The following is a 20,724-nucleotide window of genomic DNA, read 5'->3' as shown; positions in this document are numbered from 1 at the left end:
CGGCCTGATGATTCTATGCTCAGGCACTACCGGCGATACCCACAGTCCAGGGGCGCAAGCACACCGTGCATTCCCTCTTGAAGCAACCCAGCACGGCGTGCGACTGATGCAGCGCACCTACAATTGCACCACCATGAACCTGTCCTCCCTCACCGCCATTTCTCCCTTGGACGGCCGCTACGCCGCCAAGCTGTCTGCCCTGCGTCCCATCATGAGCGAATACGGCTATATGCACCGCCGTGTTCAGGTCGAGGTGACCTGGTTCATCGCCCTGTCGGATGCCGGCTTTGCCGAATTCCCCGCGCTGTCGGCTGAATCACGCGACTATCTGCACGCTTTGGTCGCCAACTTCTCCGAAGCTGATGCAGACGCCATCAAGGCCATCGAAAAGACCACCAACCACGACGTGAAGGCCGTGGAGTACTGGATCAAGTCCAAGTTCGACGGCCGCGCCGAGCTGCAGAAGGCCGCCGAGTTCGTGCACTTTGCCTGCACCAGCGAAGACATCAACAACACCAGCCACGCCCTGCAGATCCGCGTCGGCCGCGACACCGTGCTGCTGCCAGCCTTGGAAGGCATCATCGCCAAGCTGCGCGAGATGGCCCACCTCTACGCCGAAGTGCCCATGCTCAGCCGCACGCATGGCCAGACCGCCTCTCCCACCACCGTGGGCAAGGAACTGGCCAACGTGGTCGTGCGCCTGCAAAAGGCTGCCGCCAACATCGCTGGTGTGAAGATTCTGGGCAAGATGAACGGCGCCGTGGGCAACTACAACGCCCACCTGTCGGCCTGGCCCGAGTTCGACTGGGAAGCCTTCAGCAAGAACGTGGTGGAATCCGCCGAGCCCAAGGGCCTGGGCATCAACTTCCAGCCCTATTCCATCCAGATCGAGCCCCATGACTACATGGCCGAGCTGTTCGATGCCATGGCGCGCACCAACACCATCTTGATCGACCTGTCGCGCGACATCTGGGGCTATGTCTCCCTGGGCTTCTTCAAGCAGCGCCTGAAGGCTGGCGAAATTGGTTCGTCCACCATGCCCCACAAGGTCAACCCCATCGACTTCGAGAACTGCGAAGGCAATCTGGGCATGGCCAACGCCATGCTCAAGCATCTGGCCGAGAAGCTGCCCATCTCCCGCTGGCAGCGTGACCTGACCGACTCCACCGTGCTGCGCAACATCGGCGTGGCCTTTGGCTACACGACTCTGGCCTACGCTTCGCTGATGACCGGCCTGAACAAGCTCGAGCTCAACGAAGAGCGCCTGCAGGAAGACCTGAACCACGCCTGGGAAGTGCTGGCCGAGCCCATCCAGACCGTGATGCGCCGCTATGGCGTGCAGGGCGCTTACGAAAAGCTCAAGGAAGTCACGCGCGGCAAGACCGTGCTGGCCGAAGACCTGCACCGCCTGATCAACGGTCTGGAAATCCCCCAGGCCGACAAGGACCGTCTGCTGGCCATGACGCCTGCTTCCTACATCGGCAAGGCTGCGGAGCTGGCCAAGCGCGTCTAAGCCTATAAAACGATAGCTGCTAGCGCTTGATATTCAAGCACTTCAGCATCAAAGAGCTGCCAAAGCCAAGTTTGATTGGCGCTGGCAGCTCTTGTTTTTGATAGTTTTCAAAAGGACTGCCTGCGGGCAGAACCCACCACGGAACCCGCCATGGCCATCAAGTCCACCATCTTCAAAGCCAATCTGTCGATTGCCGATATCGACCACAACTACTACGCCGACCACAACCTGACCCTGGCCCGCCACCCCAGCGAGACGGACGAGCGCATGATGGTGCGCCTGGTGGCCCTGGCGCTGAACGCCTGGAAGCTGCAGGACCTGTGCAACGGCGACGGCACGCTGGGCTTTGGCGTAGGCTTGTCCGACCCGGACGATCCGGACGTGCACATCACCGACTTCACCGGCCAGAAGCGCCTGTGGATCGAAGTCGGCCAGCCCGATGAAAAGCCCATCACCAAAGCCTGCAACAAGTCCGACCATGTGCTGGTCTACCCCTTCAACCACGCCGCCCATGTCTGGTGGAAAGGTCTGGAAGGCAAGGTCAACCGCCAAAGCAAGCTGGAAGTGCTCTACATCGACTCCGAAGTCTCCCAGCAGCTCGTGGCTCTGGCCGAGCGCAGCATGCAGCTGCAGGCCACGATTCAGGAAGGCCAGCTGACGCTGTCCAGCAACCTCGGCACGGTGTTTGTCGAACCCACCCGCTGGAAATAAGCACTCTCTTCACTGAAATTAACTGATTTCAGTGATTCCCCCGTCTCAGGGCTCCCGATACATTTGCCAGCTACAGCAAAAAAAGGAGATGGGAGCGATGGCATTTCGGGTTCAAACTTACTGGCTGACCCCACTTTTAGCGCTACTTTTGCAAGCCTGTGGCGGCGGCGGCGGTGAAAGTGACGATAGCGGAAACTTCACCCCCAGCCGACCTGCTGCAGGAACCGTGGTCTCACAGATTCCTGGCACCTCACAACTGAACCTTCTAAGCGTTCAGGCAGTGGACTTCCCAGACAGAGACCTTCCCGAAACGGCAATCTCTGCAGGAACGGCAACGCCACTGCTCCCAGATGATCTCGCCGACCAGCTCCTGGTGCTTCGCGCAGGCAAGGTCAACGAAGAGGCCAGACTGGCGGCTCAGCAAGAAGGCACCTCCATCGACACACCGCATGGCAGCCCCGCTACTCATTACGGCCACCTGCTGCTGACAGGCAGACAGTTGCAGCAATTTGGCGCCATCCTCAACCCCTTGAGCGACTACATCGGCCGCCGCACTGACGACTATGTAGAGCTGCAAACCAACGAGCGCATTCGCCACTATCAGGATGCCATGGCCATGCAGTTCATTCGCTCGGATCTGACTGGGGATGGGCTCGTCAACTATGACGATGCACTGGCCTTCAACCCCGAGTCAAAACCTCACCTGCAACGTCTGAGCTTCGACTATCTCAGTGCCATGCGCAGCCCCCTGTCAGGGGGCATGACCTTGGAGCAGACCTATATCCAGGCCCCCGAGCAACTCGACGCAGCCCTGCTGGAGGCCTTCGAGCCCTATGAAAGCGTCTCCCCCCCCAGTCGCAGTCGAGCAACACTGGGCAGTCTGCATATCGATGTGGATGCCGGCGGCAGCATCACGATTGCAGAGCTGCCTCAGGTCACTCTCAATGACAGCAACCCCCGCATGATCCACCGATTTGAGCGACATACAGCCGCTCCTGCCACTTTTACGCTAAGCGCAGTAGCAGACGAGGGATGGCAGTTTGTACGCTGGACCGCCTGCCCAGAGCTGCTGAGTGATAACCGCTGCAGGATTGTTGCCAATCAGGAGCTTGAAGTCGGGGCCCAGTTTGGCTTGTTGGAAAACGATCTGGCCGACGGGATTGATGCTGTCATCGAGCTGGACCGTCAACCGGGCAACTACTCCATGGTGCGCAACGGTTCCGAGGTGACGATCAGCAACGTCAGCTCGGCAGCTGTGCGCGCAGCCCTGGATGCGGCCACCCCCCAGACCGTGCTGGCCAGCATGGGAAGTTACCCTCTGCAGCGCATCACAGCCATTCACAGCAGCAGTGCCGGCACTTGGCGCTTTCAGGTCGACGATGTCATGCCTGCCGATGTCTACAGCGCAGTCACTGCCTTTGACTCCGGAGAAATGGCTACTTTTGACGAAATCGAAAGCGTCAGCATCGAAGTTGATGGACAAGCCGACCCCTCACAGCCTGCGCTGCGCACAGCATCAGCCAGGGGCACAAGCTCACACTCCGGCAGGCAAGTGCAGTGGATTCCTGGCATGGGGCGAGCCATTTCAGCCGGGCATGGCTACTATCTGGTCGATGCAGGCACACAAGGCTTTCAGCTAGTGCGCAGCACTGGACAAGTTTCTGTAGCCACTGGCAGAGCAGCTGTGCAAGGACTGGCGCAATCCTGCGCACAAAACCCGTTGGCTCCCGACTGCAAGGCCCTCGCCTCAGCTGCTCGCTCACCCCAAATAGCCAACTGCACGATCTTGTCTGAGCTGATCTCCAACTCCAGCATCGACTGCAATGTCAATTTGCTCAAAATAGAGTTCAAGGACGATTTGCTGATGGGCAGCTTTTCTTTGGAAGGCAGCCTGTCAGTCACCCCTTATGGCAGTACCAGCCTACGCTGGATGCCTCTGCCAGTTTTTCCCTTCGCGGCAGTGGATATCTCCGGCAATGCCCGAGGCGTGGTGGATCTGACCATTGGCGCCAAAGCCTTTGCAGGCCTAGGTGGGGAACAGCAGGCATTCAAATCAGTTGCCACCCCAAAGATCGACGGAACGCTGTTTTGGTCATCACTGATGTGGCTGCCGTCCTCCAGCTACAGCGGCCTAGAACTCGCTTCCATGTCCAAGGGCTATGGCCATGTCCCGCCCATTTCCGGGCTCGACGATGCTGCGGCCCAGATGAAAGACGGCACCTCTTCTGCGCCCGCCGAGCTCAAGCGATTCAGCGCTGTCACCACCGACAAAAAAAGCTTGCTGACCATCACGCTGCTTCTCAACCGCGCCAGCCCCGCTGGTGTGGTGTTTCCGGTCAAGCTCAAAGCCGGCATTGTGGCTACCGCCAAGGGCTCCATCGGCCTAGAGCTACAAGCGGCAGAGCGAGTGCGCTTTTTCTACGACATGGATATCAATCTGGGAGCTCGCTGTAAAAAAGTCTGGAAGGTCACGGCCTGCTATGGCATCAAGATTCCCCAGCGCGCCAGCGGCAAGACCAAGGTCAAGCACTATCAAAAATTCAGTGCATCGGTTCTGGCCAACGGTGAATTTGCACCAGGGATACAACTGGCGGTAACGGCTGGGCCTCGCGGCATTGCAGAGGAGTTGCTCGAGGCCTCTGCGGGCGTTTCCGTGCCTTTTTATGCCGTGGTCAATGAGTTCAAGTTCGAGACCAGCAACTTTCCGGAAGATGAACTGAAGCAGCTCAATCCTGCCTGCAGCAATACTGGTGCAAGCGCAGCATTCGGCGTCAACCTGAAGCTGGAAGCCGGAGCCAAGCTGAAACCTGGAGTTGACCTGCATCTTGCAGGAAAAAAGGTCAAGATTTCCTTCTTGCCAGAGGTCAACATCTTCAGCGCGGACTACACACGCCCACTCATCCCAGCGAGCTTGCGTCGCTTCACCAAGGCCGGTTCTTCGCCGTCTATTGAATGCCTTCCCGTCGATTTGCGGCCAGCCTCCTCACTACCGGCCACATACTCTTGGATACCCGGCGAACTGAACTGGGAGCAACTGACCCAGGTCGTTGTCAAGGATTACAAACTGATTCGCGAAGACAATGGCAACCTCGTTCTTTATTATCTAAAGCGCAATGCCGAAGGGCAATTAACCGCTCAGGAAAAGGTCTGGGATGCAGGAATCAAAGATCATCCAGGCAGCCGGATTTCCTTCGAGAAAACCAAAGGTCAGCTCGTTTTCTATACCTTGCGTGAAGAGGTAAAAGCCCAATGGCCTAGCAATTCAGCACTGAAGAAAACTCAAGGCGCCAAGTTACTCCTGAGCGCCGCAGGCCTGGAAATTTGGAGTGCGGAGAACAAACGCCTCTGGAGGGCAGGGAAATAGGCGGCAAACAAGGCCGCACTACCGCTGAGGAAAGCACTTGCTAAAAGTGCTTTCCTCGATGTTCTACGGCGCGCTCTGCATAGCGATTGAAGCGCCAGGAGTCACCCTCTGCCGTGATACGCCGCCAAACCACGCGCTTCTCGGCGGGCTCCATGGCCGTCCAGTGCTGCACCTCGTCAAAGCTGCGCCCACAGCCTTTGCACTTTTCATCGCCCTGACTGGTGGAGCAAATCGCAATGCAGGGCGTATCGGGTGTGGTATCAAACCATGTCAGCCAGGCTGCCATGGCATAGGAAGGAAAGCCCTCCACGGCCACCTCGGACTCGCACGCATAAATCATCAGCCCATAGACCTGGGCCAGAGCCCGCACCTCGGGGGTCAACAACACGCCATCCGGTGAGGGAGAGCGATCTCGCCAGTAGTTGATGGCAGCTTCGATGTCGGTGATGTGGATGGCAGTCATGGAGCAGGAATCATAAGCCGCCACTGCCAAGGCTGCCTCAACAAGGTTGCTCCACTTTTAGTAGCTAAAAATGCTGCCCGCCAGCGCACTGCAAGACACATGCACGAGAAAAAAACCCAGAAAACAAATGGGTTTTGCACCTTGTCATCGTTGGCCCACTGTGTTGAAATCGCCCCCTTCGAAGGGGAGTAGCTCAACCAGCCTGTGCGCGCACATGTCTGGCAGCGAACTGGTCGTCAATACGAAGCTTTACGCTTCCGGCCATTCGGATTGCAGTCATGCTGCAATCGAGCAAGACCTTTGATGGACCCGTGACGGTCGATCAAAGAACTCCCCGAGGCAGGTTTCCTTGCCCGGATGGGTGCTTAGGCTTACGTCGCAATGGTCAATTAGTATCAGCGGCAAGCGCGGCACATACGTCACACTTGCTGCGACAACATTCGAAAACGAGGAAAAAACACATGGACCTGGACTTTCTCACCCATGCGCCCTTCTGGATCGCGCTGGGCCAGATCATCATCATCGACATTCTGCTGGGCGGCGATAACGCCGTCGTGATTGCGCTTGCCTGCCGCAAGCTGCCACCTGAACAGCGCCGCAAGGGCATCATCTACGGCACGGCCGGTGCCATCATCCTACGTATCATCCTGATCGCCTTCGCCATGGTGCTGCTGCAGCTGCCATTCCTGAAGGTCGTGGGCGCCATCTTGCTGGTCTGGATCGGTATCAAGCTAATTGCTCCCGATGACGACGATCACGACAACATCGAAGGCAGCGACAAGCTGTTTGCCGCCATCAAGACCATCATCGTGGCCGACCTGGTGATGTCCGTGGACAACGTGATCGCCATTGCCGGTGCGGCTCAAAGCTCGGGCGAACACCAGATGCTGCTGATCGTGCTGGGTCTGCTGATTTCGGTGCCTATCATCGTCTGGGGCTCGCAGCTGGTCATCAAGCTGATGGAGCGCTTCCCCCTGATCATCGTGGCTGGCGGCATGCTGCTAGGCTGGATTGCTGGCGGCATGCTGGTGACCGACCCTGTCTTCGTGAACACCGAGAAGTGGCTGTGGATGCCCAAGCTGGGTACAACCGACGCACAAGGTCTGGCTGAAATCTCCAGAGCCCTGTACTGGTCCGCTCACATTGGTGGCGCTCTGCTGGTGCTGGCTCTGGGCAAGTTCATTGCCAGCCGCCGCCCCACCTCTGCGGCCCACTAAATCGCGCAAATCCAAGCATTCGTGATGAAAGACGGGAACTGACCGCCCCATTCACGAATCACAACTGGAAACCAGCCGGCCCCACGCAACTGCCTGGGGCCGCATTCTTCAACCTTCGTTCCAGTAAGGACGCACTTTGAATCCCATCATTGTTTACGTGGATGACGCCACATACGCCCAGCCCATGCTCGAAGCGCTGGCGGGATCGAGCCAGGCGGCTTCCTCCCACTGGTTGCTGGTGGCCTGTGCTCCGCGCATGACCCATCGTGTGAGCAAGTGGGTCAGCCACCGTGCTCGTGAAAACTGGCGTGGCAAATGGGCTGACAAGCTGTTTGCGGCATTGCTGCCCGTCATGGCCAATGCGGGCGGCAAAGTCACCCCTGTTTTGGCCAAGGGCCCGCTGACAGAGCTGGTTGCCGAGTTGCAGCAGCAGCATGGCCCAGCCCAGATCATCGATGCCCGCCGCCCCAAGCAAGAAGCCATGCAAGCAGCCCCCGCCAAGGTAGGCAGCAAAGCAGGTGCCAGCGAGGGCCGTTGGAATCTGCCCGGCACCATGGCTGCCATTGCGGCCATGATGGGGTTTGTGATCGACGACTCGCTCTCGATTTAAGAGCAGCCTCCAAACCTTGAAAGCCTTGTGCGGTAACCACTGCACAAGGCTTTTTTCATGGGCCGGCAGCGCGCCAGCGCGCAGGCAGCACCTACTGCTATGCTGGGCGGCATGAAAATCCTCGTCAAATGGCTTCTTTGCGCGGCGGCTCTGCTCGGGGTCGCCTATGTCTACAGCGGCGTTCAGGTACAAAGCTTTGGCTCGGCCATGATTGCGGCCTTGGTCATCGGCCTGCTCAACACCATCATCCGGCCCATACTCGTGGTGCTGACCCTGCCCGTGACCATCGTCACCGTGGGCCTGTTCCTGTTTGTGATCAATGGCCTGATGTTCTGGATGGCCTCCGGCATGCTGGGAGGCTTTCATGTCACAGGCTTCTGGGCCGCCATGCTGGGCGCACTGATTTACTCGGTGCTGGGCCTACTTATTGATCGACTTGTCGCGCAGCTGTTCTCTGAGTAACTCATCCACGGCACGCAAGCGTGTGTCGATGATGGATGCCTCGAAGTAATCGGCCTTGGCCCCTGCCTTGCGGGCCAGATCCTGCGCCGCCTTGAAGCGGTCCACCGCAGCTGCGTAGTCATAGTGCGCGACCTGGGCTTCAGCCTCGGCACGCAGTGCTCTCATTTCCTGGCCCTGGCTGCGCCATACGCGCGCCAGCGTCTGCCAGGCCAGACCATCCCGAGGGTGGTCTGCCACCCAGGTCTGCAAAGGGCTGGCCATGGGTGCCGCCTGGTTGAGCTTGAGCAGGATATCGGTCTTGAGCAACAACTCGGGCCTGCGCGGTGCAACCCGCTCCACCACATCAATCGTTGCCAGGCTCGGCCCCGCCAGGTTGCCGCTGGCTGTCACCTTGGGTGCCTCCTGAGGGGGCTTGCTGGATTGAGAAGGAAGGGCCGCCAGCGCTGCCTGGGGGTTGTCTGCCTTGTATTCCAGCTCGGCATTCAGCCACTGCGCCTGGATATGGGCCTGCGTATTGCCCGCTGTCGCGGCCAGCAAGCGCTGCCCCATCTCACGGGCCAGAGGCCAGTCCCGCAAATACATGGCGCTGAGCGTGGCGGCATACAGCTGCGCCACCTGCTCCAACGAACTTTGACTGGCAAAGCTGCCCGAACGTGGCAGCGTGGCCCACTGACGCCGCACTTCCACGCCGGAATTGGAGATCACACGGGCGCGGGCCGCCATCATCACGTGCTCCATCGTGGGCACGGGATCGGCCACCCGCTTGCCGGGCGGAATGCGCGAGTCCATGTCGGCGATACGCTGGGTGGTCAGCGGGTGGCTGCGCAGATACGGCCAGCTTCCGTTGTCATTGAGACGGCTGGCCTGCTGCAACTTGCCAAACATGCTCACAAAACCTTGTGGGGCAAAGCCCGCAGGTGCCATCAGGCTGTAGCCCATGCGGTCAGCCTCGCTCTCCATGGCACGCGAGAAATTCAGCTGGTTCTGCATCACCGCCGCTGGCCCGCCCATCATGATGGCCATGGCCGCATCGGGACTGCGTGTCGCGGCCAGGGCGCCCAGCAGCATGGAAGCCAGCATCAGCGGTGTCTGCTTGCCTTGCTGCGCCAGCATGCGGGCGATATGGCGCTGGGTAATGTGACTGGTTTCGTGGGCAATGACCGATGCCAGCTCATCGCCGCTGCTGACCACGCTGATTAACCCCAGATACACGCCCATGTAGCCGCCGGGCAGTGCAAATGCGTTGACCTGCCTGTCCTTGCCCAGTATCAAAGTCCAGGCAAAGCGCTCTTCCAGCTCTGGCGACAGCTCACCACTTTTGCGTGCCGCATCCTGCAAATGCAGCCAGATCCCTTCCACATACTCCTGCAGCACCGGGTCATCCAGATAGTCCGGGTCACGGTACAGCTCCTTGATGATGGAGTCTCCCAGACGCCGCTCTTCGCCAGTCGTCATCGACGAGGCGCCGTCACCCAAGGTCGGCAAACCCGCAGCTTGGGCAGTACTCGCCACAGGAGAGGCGATCTGAATCGCTATCAAAATAGAAGCTGTCAGCGCTTTTAGGGTATGGATTTTAGGCAGTTTTTGCATCAAAAATGGCATGGCAATCAGGGCATTGCCAGCATCAGCCCAGCTGAATGCCGACCGTTCAACACCCTACTATGATGCCTTGATTGATGGGCACCGCGACTTGCCAGGCTGATGTACCCAGGTCAAGCCGCAAGAGCCCCTCCATCCCACCTGTACTTTGAGCCGCAGAGCCACGCGCATCTGGGGCCGGAAAGAATCACGCCATGTCCTCTCTCACTCACTTCGACGCCCAAGGCCAGGCCCATATGGTGGACGTAGGCGCCAAGCCCGCCACCCACCGCATCGCCGTCGCCGAAGGCCGCATCACCATGAAGCCGGAAACCCTGGCCATCGTGGAAGCCGGCAGCGCCAAAAAGGGCGACGTTCTGGGTGTAGCCCGCATCGCCGCCATCATGGCCGCCAAGAAGACCAGCGACCTCATCCCTCTGTGCCACCCGCTGGCACTGACCCGCGTGGCCGTGGAATTTGAGTTACAGCCTGAATCGAGCTCCATCCTCTGCACCGCCACCGTGGAGCTAAAGGGCCAGACCGGCGTGGAAATGGAAGCCCTGACCGCCGTGCAAGTTGGTTTATTGACGATCTACGATATGTGCAAGGCTGTGGACAAGGGGATGGTGATGGAGGGAGTGCGGTTGCTGGAGAAGCGGGGGGGGAAGTCGGGGAGCTGGACAGCCATGTGTCAAGAAATTGGCAAGGAAAGTTGAGACTCGACAAACGGCTCGCAACCTGTTCCAGAACAGGTTTCATGCTCGCCTTAAACATCAACATAATTAGGAACCTAGGCGTTACTGTTTTCTAATTCCAATACAGTCAAAAATGACGACCGAAGCATCTGTGCACACTTCAGCAACTATCAACAAAGCACTCGAAAATCTTCAAGACCGACTAGTGAGCAGACAGATATGTGTCGGCATCTATGGCCTAGGCTATGTCGGATTGCCTCTGGCATTAAGGTTTGCAGAAGTCGGCATCAAAGTTATCGGCTTCGATATTGATGCGACCAAGATTCGACAGCTCAATACAGACCAGAGCTATATCGAGCGAATCACGGCAGCGGCAATTCGACAGGCCCGCGACCATGGGTTCATTGCCACATCGGACTTCAGTCGAACTAGCGAAGTCGATGCGCTCATTATCTGCGTGCCAACGCCTCTGAACTCTCATCGAGAGCCTGACCTGTCATTCATCATCAACACCATCGAAGCCGCGCTGCCCCATATGCGCGAGGGACAATTGCTCAGCTTGGAAAGCACAACTTGGCCAGGCACCACCGACGAAGTGCTTGCGCCTCGGCTTCGCGCACACGGGCTGGAACCCGGTAAGAACTGTGCCCTGGTTTTTTCGCCCGAACGCGAAGACCCCGGCAACCCTCAGTACGGCACCAAAAACATCCCCAAAGTCATCGGCGGCCACACCCCTCGCTGTCTGGAACTGGGCATGGCCCTATACCAGCACGCCATACAGAGCATGGTGCCCGTCAGCAGCACCAAAGCGGCAGAAATGACCAAGCTGCTGGAGAACATCCACCGCAGCGTCAACATCGGCCTGGTCAACGAAATGAAAATCGTGGCCGACAAAATGGGCATCAACATCCATGAAGTCATCGATGCCGCCGCCACCAAGCCCTTTGGTTTTGTGCCCTACAAACCCGGCCCCGGATTGGGCGGGCACTGCATCCCCATTGACCCGTTTTATCTGACCTGGAAAGCCCGTGAATACGGCATCAACACCCGGTTCATTGAGCTGGCTGGCGAAATCAACCACTACATGCCGCGCTGGGTGGTGGGCAAAGTAGGTGATGCGTTGAATGAGCACGGCAAGGCCATTAAAGGCAGCCGCATTTTGGTGCTGGGGCTGGCCTACAAAAAAAACATTGACGACACGCGCGAATCACCCGCCGTGGAAATCATGGATCTGCTGCAAGACAAAGGCGCCGTGATTGCGTACAGCGACCCGCACGTGCCCACTTTCCCCCGCAAGCGCGACTACCACTTTGACCTGCAATCGGTAGCGTTGACGGCGCAGCACATCGTCAGCTATGACTGCATCGTGCTGGCGACGGACCATGATCTGTTTGACTATGTGCTGTTGCAAGCCCATGCACAACTCCTCGTGGATACACGCGGGCGGCTGGCGTGTGCTGGCAATGTGGTTGCGGCATGAGGCAGTGCCAATGACCCAGCAGCGCATCTTGCATATCACCCGCAACCTGCCCCCCTTGATTGGCGGCATGGAGCGCCTGAACTGGCACATTGCGGATGAACTTTCAAAATATGCATCGGTACAACTCATCGGCCCTAAAGGCGCTGCTGCCATCGCACCTCCTGCCGTGCCCGTCCAAGAAGTGGCACTGCGCCCATTGCCTCGATTTTTGCTGACCTCCGCATGGCAAGCTGTGGCCAAAGCCCGTAGCTTTCAGCCTCATATCGTGCTGGCAGGCAGCGGTTTGACAGCACCTGCTGCTTGGTTGGCTGCACGGGCCAGCGGTGGCAAAGCATTTGTGTATTTGCACGGACTAGATGCGGCCGTGCGCCATCCGCTTTACCGCGCCATCTGGTACCCTGCGATCCGTCACATGGATGGCGTGATTGTGAATAGCCAGCCCACAGCACAGTTGGCCCTGCAGTTGGGTGTGGCCCCAAAAAAAATCACCACCATTCACCCCGGTGTGCATATCCCTGTAGAGCGCCAAACACCGCAGGCGCTGCAAGCATTCCGCCAGCATCACGACTTGGGTAATGCGCGGGTTTTGCTCTCTGTGGGGCGCCTGACCGAGCGCAAAGGCCTGCGCGAATTTGTGCAATATGCCTTGCCTGCCATCGTGCAGTCTGCACCAGACACGGTGTTGGCTGTAGTCGGCGATGCGCCGAGCGATTCGCTGCTGGCAGGGGTGCAAACGCGCGCCAGTATTCAAGTGGTTGCCGATGCGGCGGGGATTGGTCAGCACCTACGCTTTCTGGGTGTGATCACCGACCCGCAAGAACTGGCCTGCGCCTACGAAAGCGCTTCGCTCCACACCTTCCCTGTGCGCGAACTGCCTAGCGACCCGGAAGGTTTTGGCATGGTGGCGATTGAAGCAGCAGCGCATGGCCTACCCACAGTGGCGTTTGCGACAGGGGGGATTGTGGATGCCGTGGCCGAAGGAGAGTCTGGCCATCTGGTTGCACCCGGAGATTACGCTGCTTTGGCACAGGCTGCAGAGCAAGTGTTGACTGCGTCCAGCAACGCTGCTTGGCGAGCCAGTAGTCGCAACTTTGCGACGCAGTTTGCTTGGCCGGTAATGGGTCAGAAGTTGAGGGACGTGCTGCAAGTGAATGCAGCATACAGGCCAAGGATTGCGAATTGAACTGCCATGCACTCTACAGATAGGTTGGAACGTCAGCCACATGCCGTTATTGATCTGGCATCACGGCGACTCAAAGCGCTCAAAATCGAACGATTGCTGGGGTTGCAGCAATTTCCTCAGCCGATACGGGTGCTAGAAATAGGCTGTGGTTCTGGGGGTATCGCGCATTACTTTGCAAAGCACCCAAGCTTGCAGTGTTCTGTGACAGCGGTCGATGTGCACGATAACCGCCAAATACAGGAGGGTTACGTCTATCATAATGTGCAAGGCGTGCAATTGCCTTTTGCTGACCAGCAATTTGACGCAGTCATCAGTAATCATGTCATTGAGCATGTGGGTGATACGGCAGCACAGCTAGAACATTTGCGTGAAATACGCCGCGTACTGACATGCACTGGCAAAGCCTATTTGGCGGTACCCAACCGTTGGATGGTGACCGAACCCCACTACCGTCTGAAATTCTTGAGTTGGCTGCCTCATGCATGGCGTAGCACCTATCTGCGGTGGATGGAAAAAGGGAGCGTGTACGACTGCGAGCCACTGCAAATGCGTGAACTGGAGCGCATGCTGGAAGCAGCGGACTTGCAGTATTGCAACCAATGCGTGGAAGGTTGGCGTGTGACCTTTGAAATTGAGCGTCCTACGCATTGGAGTAATCGTGTGTTGACCCACTGCCCAGATGCTCTACTTCAGCCGCTTAGTCCGATCATCCCAACGTTGATTTACCAGTTGAGAAGGTCCTGCTAATGGATACGGCTATTCCTGCCATCTGGTTTCCTACAGTGCGTACGGGCACAGGCACTGATGTATTCACAGAGCGCTTGGTAGCGGGCTTGCAAAAACGTGGGGTGCGGGCAGAAATTACCTGGCTTCCCTTACGAGCTGAATACGCCCCTTGGACGGTGAGTGTGCCTCGGCCACCATCGTGGGTCACGGTGGTGCATGTCAACACTTGGCTGCATATGCGCTTTATTCCACGCAATCTGCCGGTTGTAGCAACTATTCACCACGCTGTACACCACCCGGATGCCAGTGCTTACAAAGGCCCTCTGCGTGCAGCCTATCACCGCTGGTGGATAGCCCCTAATGAACGCCGTGTGTTACGCCACGCTCAATGTGTGGTGGCGGTCAGCCAGTTTGTAGCCCACAGCACTCAGCACAGTCTGTTAGATGTTCCCATGCAGGTTATCTACAACGGTGTGGATACTGAATGCTTTTGCCCTAGTGCGCGCCAGCGGCAGCCAGGTGAACCGTTCAAATTACTGTTTGTGGGCAGTTGGATGGCGCGCAAAGGGGTGGATTTGTTAGCGCCAGTCATGCGCCAGTTGGGTGAGAAGTTTGTATTGCACTACACCGGAGGCCCGACCGCAGAAAAAGACAAGGCCCACATGCCGCCCAATATGATCGACATTGGCCGCTTGCAAGGTGATGCTGCTGTGATAGCTGCCATGCAGAATGCAGACGCGCTGCTGTTTCCATCGCGCAGCGAAGGCCACCCCCTAGTGGCGATAGAAGCCATGGCCTGTGGCTTGCCCATTATTGGAATGCACGGGTCGTCCGTCTCTGAAGCGGTTGCTGACGGTCAAACCGGCCTGCTGTGCCCACCCAATGATGTTGCGGCGTTGGTGACTGCCACGCGCAGCCTAGCCGCTGACCACGTCCGGTACGCCAGACTGGCGCAAGCCGCGCGGCTGCAGGCAGTAGAGCGTTTTTCAGAAACCGCCATGACCAACGCATACCTGCACCTGTACCAGTGTGCCACCGCAGATGCCCAAGATGCCAAAGGTGCCCTGTGACTGCCGCCATCACCATCCATTTCAAAAAACCCAAGCTCACCAGTGCGTGTATTGACAGCTTGTTGGCCGATGGCTGGGCACCCATTCTGGTTTGGGACAACTCGGAAGATGCAGGGGCCAGCTTGCAACACCTGCAAACCCGGTATGCGGCAGAGCCCCGCGTAGTGCTGGTTGCCAACCCCCGCAACCTGGGTTTTGGCAAAGGCATGAACGCCGCGCTGGCAGCCCTGGGGCGCTATGGCTACACCGGGCCGGTGCTGCTGGTCAACAACGATGCCCAGGTGCAACCGGGGATGCGCTTCGCGTTAGAAGCGCGACTGACGCACTCCAATACCCCCATGCTGATTGCACCGCGCCTGATGCAGGATGGCCAAGAACAAGGCTGGCTGTACTACCAGCCATGGCTGGCATTAGTCACCAAGCGCCCCGTTTGGGGCAGCTTTGCGTACCTGAGTGGCTGTTGCCTGCTGGTGCAGCGGCCCGACAACACCCAGCCTCTGTTCGACGATACCTTCTTCATGTACGGCGAAGACGTGGAACTATCGTGGCGCATTCGCCGCCAAGGCGGGCAATTGGTGCTGCTGGATCGCAGTTATCTGCAGCACGACGGATTGGGCAGCAGCGGCCATGCCAGTGCGGCCTATGAGCGGTATTTGGTGCAGTCCCACTGGCTGCTGGCGGAAAAACTGGCGCCCAATGCATTTTCTGCAACGTTGATGCGTGTGTTGCGGATTCCCCCCCTGCTAGCGCGTGCTTGCCTGCGGTCGTGGAGGTATCGGTCATGGGTGCCACTGCGGGCATTCATTGATTTGCTTCGTTAATGCCTAAGTTGGACAACTCAAGGAGTGGACTGTGTTTGAGCAAACAGGCCCTTCACAAACCAGGATGCCCGGCGATAGCCGCGCGTGAAATATCGGGGTGCCATCATCATCCATTCGGATACGAGCATGTTATGTCCTAGCCAAGGATAGGAGCGGAAAATTGCTTGCATAGGGAGTGCACTTGGATCAATGTCATGCGCATGCTTGATGGCTTTGCTTAAAAAAAATGGATTAGATGGAAAAGCGGAGTGCGCATGAGTCAAGAGCGCTGTTGCAGCCGCATGCTTTCTTTCTGGGGTGGCTCGACCAGTTGCTGCCAACCGATGATGCAAATGCAAAATTGCCGCCACCAATGGCTGCGAGTTTTTTCCTGAACGTCTAATACGAGAAAGTCGAGCGTTGTCATGCTGGACATAGGCGCCTACTGGAATAGCTGTTTGGTGCCAGTCCAGCTCCCCTATTTCGGCTAAGTCAAGCATCCAGAGATAGTCGTCATATAAAACAACATCTTCGCGCCATTGCATATGTTGGATAGCGGCTCTTTTAAATATGGATCCCTGTCCGAACCCGCTAATGCCAATGGAAAGAAAAGCGACCGTCGGGTAGTCGCCAGAAGAAGGAATTTCAAAAAATCCTTTTCCCAATCCATCTTTGGAAATTATTTCGAGTGGCGCCGAATAAATATCCGCATGACGAGATTCAATAAAGATCAGCTGCTCGGCGGCAGATGGATATAAATAGTCATCATCATCCAGAAACCTAATATATTTTCCGCGCGCTTTATTGAGGCCGTAATTTCTGGCCGCACAAGCATTTCCAAGTGCCATTTCGTTAAAATGAACTCGGGCATCACTTTTAAAATTCTTTGCAACCGATTTCCATGAATCATCGGGGCCGTTAGGTATTACTAAGACCTCGACTTCATCGCTGGGTGCGGCAGCCAAAGCACTTGAAATAGCACGATTAAGAAAGATCGGACGCTTGAATGTTGGGATAACGACGGAAAGAAGTGGCGTCATTTTGGCGAATCCGTATGTGTCGAAATTGACAATATATCTGTGAATTCACGACTAGTTGGATATCGAATCGCAAGCTCGTCCAAGCTAACTTCTCTCGCCTTCACTCCATGCTTCAAATCAAAAATCCGCCGCCCCGCCAGTGCCTCCCGAAACCAATTCATTCCACCCGAATTTTCAAGGTATCCAGTGTTGTACTCGCAGACAACGGGGATGCCTGCAGCCAACAGGTTTGGCGCACCGCGCAGTGCATGGCCTTCATAACCCTCGATATCCATCCATAGCAGCGCACCATCGTGCGGGCAATCCACATCGTCGAGACGCGTGGAAGCGACAGGCAGGCCCGTGCGCCCAATCGAATGGTTGCCACTGTTGGTTGAGGACTCCGTGAGAAATAACGAAGCATGGGACTCTGTTCCTACCGCCTGTGCCAGCACGCGCACACGCTCCGACAAGCCGTTCAGTGCCAGGTTGGCGCGCAACAGTCGAAGATTGGTCGGGTGCGGCTCGATGGCAGTGGCCGATTGCATTAGTCCGCGTGCCATTGCCGGAATAACGATGGTGCCGATATTGGCGCCGACATCGATCAAGTGCTGGGGACGGGGCAGGCCCTCTCGCTCAATGATCGCCAAGGCCGTTTGCAGTTTGGCAAAGTCAAACTCGCCATGCAGGAATAATTCGCGGCCAATCACTTTGTCCGCAGTCGCAACTACGAAATGTTCAGGACGCCCGGTCACTAAATACGGTACCGGCATGGCGTCGTAGACAGCGCGACGCAGCAGCGCAGGCCCGGACTTCAACAGCAAAAATAAAGCCCGGCTAGCGGCCAGCAAGGGGCGACGCAGCACCTGGGAGTTGCGTATGGGGTTAGGCAAAGACATGCGTAGCTTTCATCAAACGGGTTATCAGCGGATGCGTAGCGCGCCCTGAAGCAAAAAAACAATCATCACGGTCTCTGCTACGTAGCCAGCCCACACCGCCCCAGTCAGCCCATAAGCAGGAGCGAATACTGCCACGCTCACCACGCTCACCACCCCGCCGATGGCGTAGGCCCAACCAATCTGCTGTGTTCGGCCATGATGGATGGCGTGGTAATTGAGCAGCGCCCGCAATACCTGCAGCATGGGCAACCAGGCCAGCAGGCGCAAAACCGCCACCGCATCTGCAAAATAGGCACCAAAAACTACGGGCAGCAGCGGGGCCACTAGCCACAGGACACCACCCACGACCAACGCCAGAAGCATCAGCGCGGCACCGGAGCGGCGCAGCTGCCGTGCCGGGTTAGCGTGGGCATACAGGCGCGGCCATAACGCTTCTTGCAAAGCCAGCACAGGGAGGCTGGCCATGTCCACCACCCTCTGGGCCACGTTGTAGGTGCCTGCCAGGCCAAACCCCGATTGTGCCAGCATGGGCTTGTTGAACTCGCCTTGCAATTTGGTGGCAAAAACGGCCAAGCTGAATGGCAGCCCGCTGCGCGCCGTCATGGGCTCCGGCAGCACCGCATCAGGCGCTTTGGCCGCCGCGCGCAAAGGCAGCCATAACAGCGCGGCATAGATCAGCCCGCTGGCCGCGTAAGTCCACAGCACGGCGGTGACACCTGGATCCCCCATGCCTGCCCACAGCAGGCCCAATGCCATCAGCCGCGCGCCCGGCAAGCCCGCGTTGACGGCGCCAAAGGCATGGGTGCGCTGCTGCGCCTGCAGGTGGCGGGCGCACAGCTCGGTCAACGAGGTTGCGGATAGTTCGGCTGCAGCCACCACCACCAGAGCAAGCAGCGCTATACGCTCAGGCAGCAACCACAGGGCCACCACCACCGACGCAGCCACGCACGGCAGGAGCGTGCGGAGCCACCAATGCAGCGCACGTGCCAGATAGTTGCCAGCGTGCGCTGGGTCGCGTGCCGCATTGCGCAGCAGCATGTGGGATAAGCCCAAGCCGACAAAAGGGGTGAAAAACGAGGAGACAGCCACCACTGCCACAAACTGCCCATAAGGTTGTGCGCCCAGCTGCCGCGCCAGCCACACCACCGTGGCGGCTTGCGCGGCAGCCCGCAGCAGCATCCAGCCCAGCAAAACCAGGCCGCTACGGGCCAGACCACCGGGGCGCCAGCGGATGGAAAGCCTGCTCATGCCCAGCGCGGGTCAAACCAAGCAGTGAAAAGCGATGGCTGCGGCATTACTCGGTGCCACGGTACATCAACGCCGTAATTTGCTCAGATATCAGCCCCATCATGAAGGTAATGACGCTGCCCGTATAAAGCAAGGTACTCATATTGGTGAATTTATGCATAGTGATAAATGTCCAACCGTACCAGCCGCTGGCCAGAAAAAACATCAATAATGCTACCGGTGCAAAGATTTTCATTGGCGAAAACAGCGTGCCAATCTTGAAGATGATGAGCAAAAATCGCGTGCCATCGCGCAGCAGGCGGATGTGGCTTTTGCCGATGCGCTTGGCCGCGTGGATGGGGATGTACGCCACCGAGTACCCAGCGCGAAAAAACGCCATGGTGCTGGTGGTGGGGTAAGAAAAGCCATTGGGCAGCAGATAGAGAAACTCGCGGAACTTGTCCGCCCGCACGGCGCGAAAGCCGCTGGTCAGGTCTTCCACCTTGTGCCCGGTCATCCAGCTGGCTAACCGGTTATACAGCCCGTTGGCAAAGCCGCGCCCGATGCTGGCTTGCGAGCCTTTCTGACGTGCGCCTACGACCATGTCGTGACCTTGCCCCAGCGTGTCCAGCAAGCGTGAAATATCAGAGGGATCATGCTGTCCATCAGCGTCCATAAATACGAGAACGTCTCCGGTGGCCGTGCGTGCACCAGTCTTGATCGCTGCCCCATTGCCTTTGCTGTAAGGGTGGTGGACTACTCTTGCGCCGGCTTGTTCAGCAATGACAGCGGTGTCGTCAGTAGAGCCATCGTTGACGACCAACACCTCCGCATGCGGGTATTGGGCGCGGATGTTTTTCACCGTGGCACCGATGGCGGCGGATTCATTTTTGGCGGGAAGAACGATCGAAAGTTTCATGGCAGCGTAGACGGTATCAAAAAGTATTGCAGCGAGTATGCCTGTGCAAAATCAAAACCCATCCACCGGCACAAAGCCGACGATGCGCTGCCGCGCATCCAGCAGTGCTACCCACTCCTGAGTTGTACTACTCGTCAGTGGTAGGTAATACAGCTCTTGTTCTGTTAATCTTGTTTTTGCAACGGCCGATTGCAGCGTAGCCGCGCTGTAGGGGCGCCGTTGCAGCAAGGTCGCCAAGGGTTTTGCGCGCGCGGCAATGGCGGCTTGCGCCGTGCTCCACGGCAGCCAGCAGCTAGGGCGCATCGTCGGGGATATGCCAGCGAGCCCCAGTTCCACGCTTTGCAGGATTTCAGCTCCATCTTTGGGTACGCGGGTATTCATGGATAACATCCCCCACCAAGGAAGCTGCCGCATACCTGCGGGAGCCTCAGGCAACTCCTGGATTTGCACCTCGTTGGCAGTGGCTAGCACCAGCCGGTCTACTTCAAAAGCTATACCCACAGGACGGACCTCCCACACACTGTGCAGTCCATACAGCAGCGCCAGCACTTGCAACGTGCCAATAAGGCCAAAGTCCACCCACTGCGCCCTCCGTGACTTGGCCGGGCTAGCTAGCAGCAAAGTCAACACCGGGCTGCAGACCACATCGACAGCCAGCAGGCAGAAAAACACCTTGCCCACACCCAACATAGTCTGAAACGGCGGCGGGTACAACCGCCAAACACATAGGCCGCAGAAACCAGGCCAACACAGGCCGACAACAGCAAATGCCTAAGCGCGTAGCGGCT

Annotated in this window: 19 protein-coding genes; 12 read left to right on the top strand and 7 right to left on the bottom strand. The window is 57.9% G+C overall.

From position 1 onward, the window contains the following. Window positions 1-133: 133 nt before the first annotated feature. From purB to AC2I9W_RS13015, 3 genes are all read left to right on the top strand, one after another. A complete protein-coding gene (gene purB, locus AC2I9W_RS13025) occupies window positions 134-1,513 on the top strand; it encodes an adenylosuccinate lyase (RefSeq protein ID WP_486410375.1) in 1,380 nt (459 codons plus the stop codon). A gap of 150 nt (window positions 1,514-1,663) precedes the next feature. Further along, entirely contained in the window at window positions 1,664-2,224 is a 561-nt protein-coding gene (locus AC2I9W_RS13020) for a YaeQ family protein (RefSeq protein WP_486410374.1), read from the top strand. 97 nt (window positions 2,225-2,321) lie between these two features. Continuing rightward, window positions 2,322-5,588 (top strand): hypothetical protein, encoded by a 3,267-nt coding sequence (locus AC2I9W_RS13015; protein WP_486410373.1) that lies wholly within the window; start codon window positions 2,322-2,324, stop codon window positions 5,586-5,588. Window positions 5,589-5,628: 40 nt separating this feature from the next. Here the strand turns inward: AC2I9W_RS13015 and AC2I9W_RS13010 are convergent, their stop codons facing one another. Then, a complete protein-coding gene (locus AC2I9W_RS13010; RefSeq protein ID WP_486410372.1) occupies window positions 5,629-6,051 on the bottom strand; it encodes a DUF3717 domain-containing protein in 423 nt (140 codons plus the stop codon). 461 nt (window positions 6,052-6,512) lie between these two features. Here AC2I9W_RS13010 and AC2I9W_RS13005 point away from each other — a divergent pair, with 461 nt between their 5' ends. From AC2I9W_RS13005 to AC2I9W_RS12995, 3 genes are all read left to right on the top strand, one after another. Continuing rightward, a complete protein-coding gene (locus AC2I9W_RS13005) occupies window positions 6,513-7,268 on the top strand; it encodes a TerC family protein (RefSeq protein WP_486410371.1) in 756 nt (251 codons plus the stop codon). 136 nt (window positions 7,269-7,404) lie between these two features. Then, on the top strand, window positions 7,405-7,878 hold the full coding sequence (locus AC2I9W_RS13000; protein WP_486410370.1) for a hypothetical protein: 474 nt from the start codon (window positions 7,405-7,407) through the stop codon (window positions 7,876-7,878). A 111-nt stretch (window positions 7,879-7,989) separates the two neighbouring features. Then, the gene (locus AC2I9W_RS12995) at window positions 7,990-8,340 is read left to right on the top strand and encodes a phage holin family protein (protein WP_486410510.1); all 351 of its coding nucleotides are present in this window, start codon (window positions 7,990-7,992) and stop codon (window positions 8,338-8,340) included. Here the strand turns inward: AC2I9W_RS12995 and AC2I9W_RS12990 are convergent. Continuing rightward, the gene (locus AC2I9W_RS12990) at window positions 8,299-9,930 is read right to left on the bottom strand and encodes a M48 family metalloprotease (protein WP_486410369.1); all 1,632 of its coding nucleotides are present in this window, start codon (window positions 9,928-9,930) and stop codon (window positions 8,299-8,301) included. The two genes, AC2I9W_RS12995 and AC2I9W_RS12990, sit on opposite strands and share 42 nt — an antisense overlap. Before the next feature lie 203 nt (window positions 9,931-10,133). Between AC2I9W_RS12990 and moaC the strand changes: the two genes are divergently transcribed. The 6 genes from moaC to AC2I9W_RS12960 all read left to right on the top strand — a co-directional run bounded on the left by moaC (window position 10,134) and on the right by AC2I9W_RS12960 (window position 15,893). Then, window positions 10,134-10,634, top strand: a complete 501-nt coding sequence (moaC, locus tag AC2I9W_RS12985; RefSeq protein ID WP_486410368.1) for a cyclic pyranopterin monophosphate synthase MoaC — start codon at window positions 10,134-10,136, stop codon at window positions 10,632-10,634. Between the two features lie 184 nt (window positions 10,635-10,818). Beyond that, window positions 10,819-12,093 carry a nucleotide sugar dehydrogenase gene (locus AC2I9W_RS12980; protein WP_486410367.1) on the top strand — a complete coding sequence of 425 codons (1,275 nt, stop codon included), beginning with the start codon at window positions 10,819-10,821 and terminating at the stop codon, window positions 12,091-12,093. 10 nt (window positions 12,094-12,103) lie between these two features. Continuing rightward, window positions 12,104-13,276: a glycosyltransferase family 4 protein gene (locus tag AC2I9W_RS12975; protein ID WP_486410366.1), complete on the top strand. Its 1,173-nt coding sequence runs from the start codon at window positions 12,104-12,106 to the stop codon at window positions 13,274-13,276. 6 nt (window positions 13,277-13,282) lie between these two features. After that, the gene (locus AC2I9W_RS12970; RefSeq protein ID WP_486410365.1) at window positions 13,283-14,023 is read left to right on the top strand and encodes a class I SAM-dependent methyltransferase; all 741 of its coding nucleotides are present in this window, start codon (window positions 13,283-13,285) and stop codon (window positions 14,021-14,023) included. A 161-nt stretch (window positions 14,024-14,184) separates the two neighbouring features. Further along, window positions 14,185-15,072, top strand: coding sequence for a glycosyltransferase family 4 protein (locus AC2I9W_RS12965; RefSeq protein ID WP_486410364.1), 888 nt, complete (start codon window positions 14,185-14,187; stop codon window positions 15,070-15,072). Further along, window positions 15,069-15,893 carry a glycosyltransferase family protein gene (locus tag AC2I9W_RS12960; protein ID WP_486410363.1) on the top strand — a complete coding sequence of 275 codons (825 nt, stop codon included), beginning with the start codon at window positions 15,069-15,071 and terminating at the stop codon, window positions 15,891-15,893. Before AC2I9W_RS12965 ends, AC2I9W_RS12960 begins: the two co-directional genes overlap by 4 nt. A gap of 17 nt (window positions 15,894-15,910) precedes the next feature. On the opposite strand, the gene AC2I9W_RS12955 is transcribed toward AC2I9W_RS12960, so the two are convergent. The 5 genes from AC2I9W_RS12955 to AC2I9W_RS12935 are packed head-to-tail and all read right to left on the bottom strand — an operon-like array spanning window position 15,911 to window position 20,626. Next, window positions 15,911-16,912: a glycosyltransferase family 2 protein gene (locus AC2I9W_RS12955; protein ID WP_486410362.1), complete on the bottom strand. Its 1,002-nt coding sequence runs from the start codon at window positions 16,910-16,912 to the stop codon at window positions 15,911-15,913. After that, the gene (locus AC2I9W_RS12950) at window positions 16,909-17,790 is read right to left on the bottom strand and encodes an FkbM family methyltransferase (RefSeq protein WP_486410361.1); all 882 of its coding nucleotides are present in this window, start codon (window positions 17,788-17,790) and stop codon (window positions 16,909-16,911) included. The genes AC2I9W_RS12955 and AC2I9W_RS12950 overlap by 4 nt, the downstream gene beginning before the upstream one ends. Window positions 17,791-17,814: 24 nt before the next feature. Beyond that, entirely contained in the window at window positions 17,815-19,038 is a 1,224-nt protein-coding gene (locus AC2I9W_RS12945; protein ID WP_486410360.1) for a lipopolysaccharide biosynthesis protein, read from the bottom strand. Window positions 19,039-19,084: 46 nt separating this feature from the next. Beyond that, the gene (locus tag AC2I9W_RS12940) at window positions 19,085-19,936 is read right to left on the bottom strand and encodes a glycosyltransferase family 2 protein (RefSeq protein ID WP_486410359.1); all 852 of its coding nucleotides are present in this window, start codon (window positions 19,934-19,936) and stop codon (window positions 19,085-19,087) included. Window positions 19,937-19,987: 51 nt separating this feature from the next. Continuing rightward, on the bottom strand, window positions 19,988-20,626 hold the full coding sequence (locus AC2I9W_RS12935; RefSeq protein WP_486410358.1) for a hypothetical protein: 639 nt from the start codon (window positions 20,624-20,626) through the stop codon (window positions 19,988-19,990). Window positions 20,627-20,724: the final 98 nt, after the last annotated feature.

It is taken from the genome of Comamonas sp. FUJ_7, assembly GCF_057369555.1.
This window is presented reverse-complemented; position numbering and strand designations above follow the sequence as displayed.

Coding starts and splice junctions, on each gene's coding strand:
- purB (WP_486410375.1), top strand. CDS start 134: ATGAACCTGTCCTCCCTCACCGCCATTTCTCCCTTGGACGGCCGCTAC.
- AC2I9W_RS13020 (WP_486410374.1), top strand. CDS start 1,664: ATGGCCATCAAGTCCACCATCTTCAAAGCCAATCTGTCGATTGCCGAT.
- AC2I9W_RS13015 (WP_486410373.1), top strand. CDS start 2,322: ATGGCATTTCGGGTTCAAACTTACTGGCTGACCCCACTTTTAGCGCTA.
- AC2I9W_RS13010 (WP_486410372.1), bottom strand. CDS start 6,051: ATGACTGCCATCCACATCACCGACATCGAAGCTGCCATCAACTACTGG.
- AC2I9W_RS13005 (WP_486410371.1), top strand. CDS start 6,513: ATGGACCTGGACTTTCTCACCCATGCGCCCTTCTGGATCGCGCTGGGC.
- AC2I9W_RS12995 (WP_486410510.1), top strand. CDS start 7,990: ATGAAAATCCTCGTCAAATGGCTTCTTTGCGCGGCGGCTCTGCTCGGG.
- AC2I9W_RS12990 (WP_486410369.1), bottom strand. CDS start 9,930: ATGCAAAAACTGCCTAAAATCCATACCCTAAAAGCGCTGACAGCTTCT.
- moaC (WP_486410368.1), top strand. CDS start 10,134: ATGTCCTCTCTCACTCACTTCGACGCCCAAGGCCAGGCCCATATGGTG.
- AC2I9W_RS12975 (WP_486410366.1), top strand. CDS start 12,104: ATGACCCAGCAGCGCATCTTGCATATCACCCGCAACCTGCCCCCCTTG.
- AC2I9W_RS12970 (WP_486410365.1), top strand. CDS start 13,283: ATGCACTCTACAGATAGGTTGGAACGTCAGCCACATGCCGTTATTGAT.
- AC2I9W_RS12955 (WP_486410362.1), bottom strand. CDS start 16,912: ATGACGCCACTTCTTTCCGTCGTTATCCCAACATTCAAGCGTCCGATC.
- AC2I9W_RS12950 (WP_486410361.1), bottom strand. CDS start 17,790: ATGTCTTTGCCTAACCCCATACGCAACTCCCAGGTGCTGCGTCGCCCC.
- AC2I9W_RS12945 (WP_486410360.1), bottom strand. CDS start 19,038: ATGAGCAGGCTTTCCATCCGCTGGCGCCCCGGTGGTCTGGCCCGTAGC.
- AC2I9W_RS12940 (WP_486410359.1), bottom strand. CDS start 19,936: ATGAAACTTTCGATCGTTCTTCCCGCCAAAAATGAATCCGCCGCCATC.
- AC2I9W_RS12935 (WP_486410358.1), bottom strand. CDS start 20,626: ATGTTGGGTGTGGGCAAGGTGTTTTTCTGCCTGCTGGCTGTCGATGTG.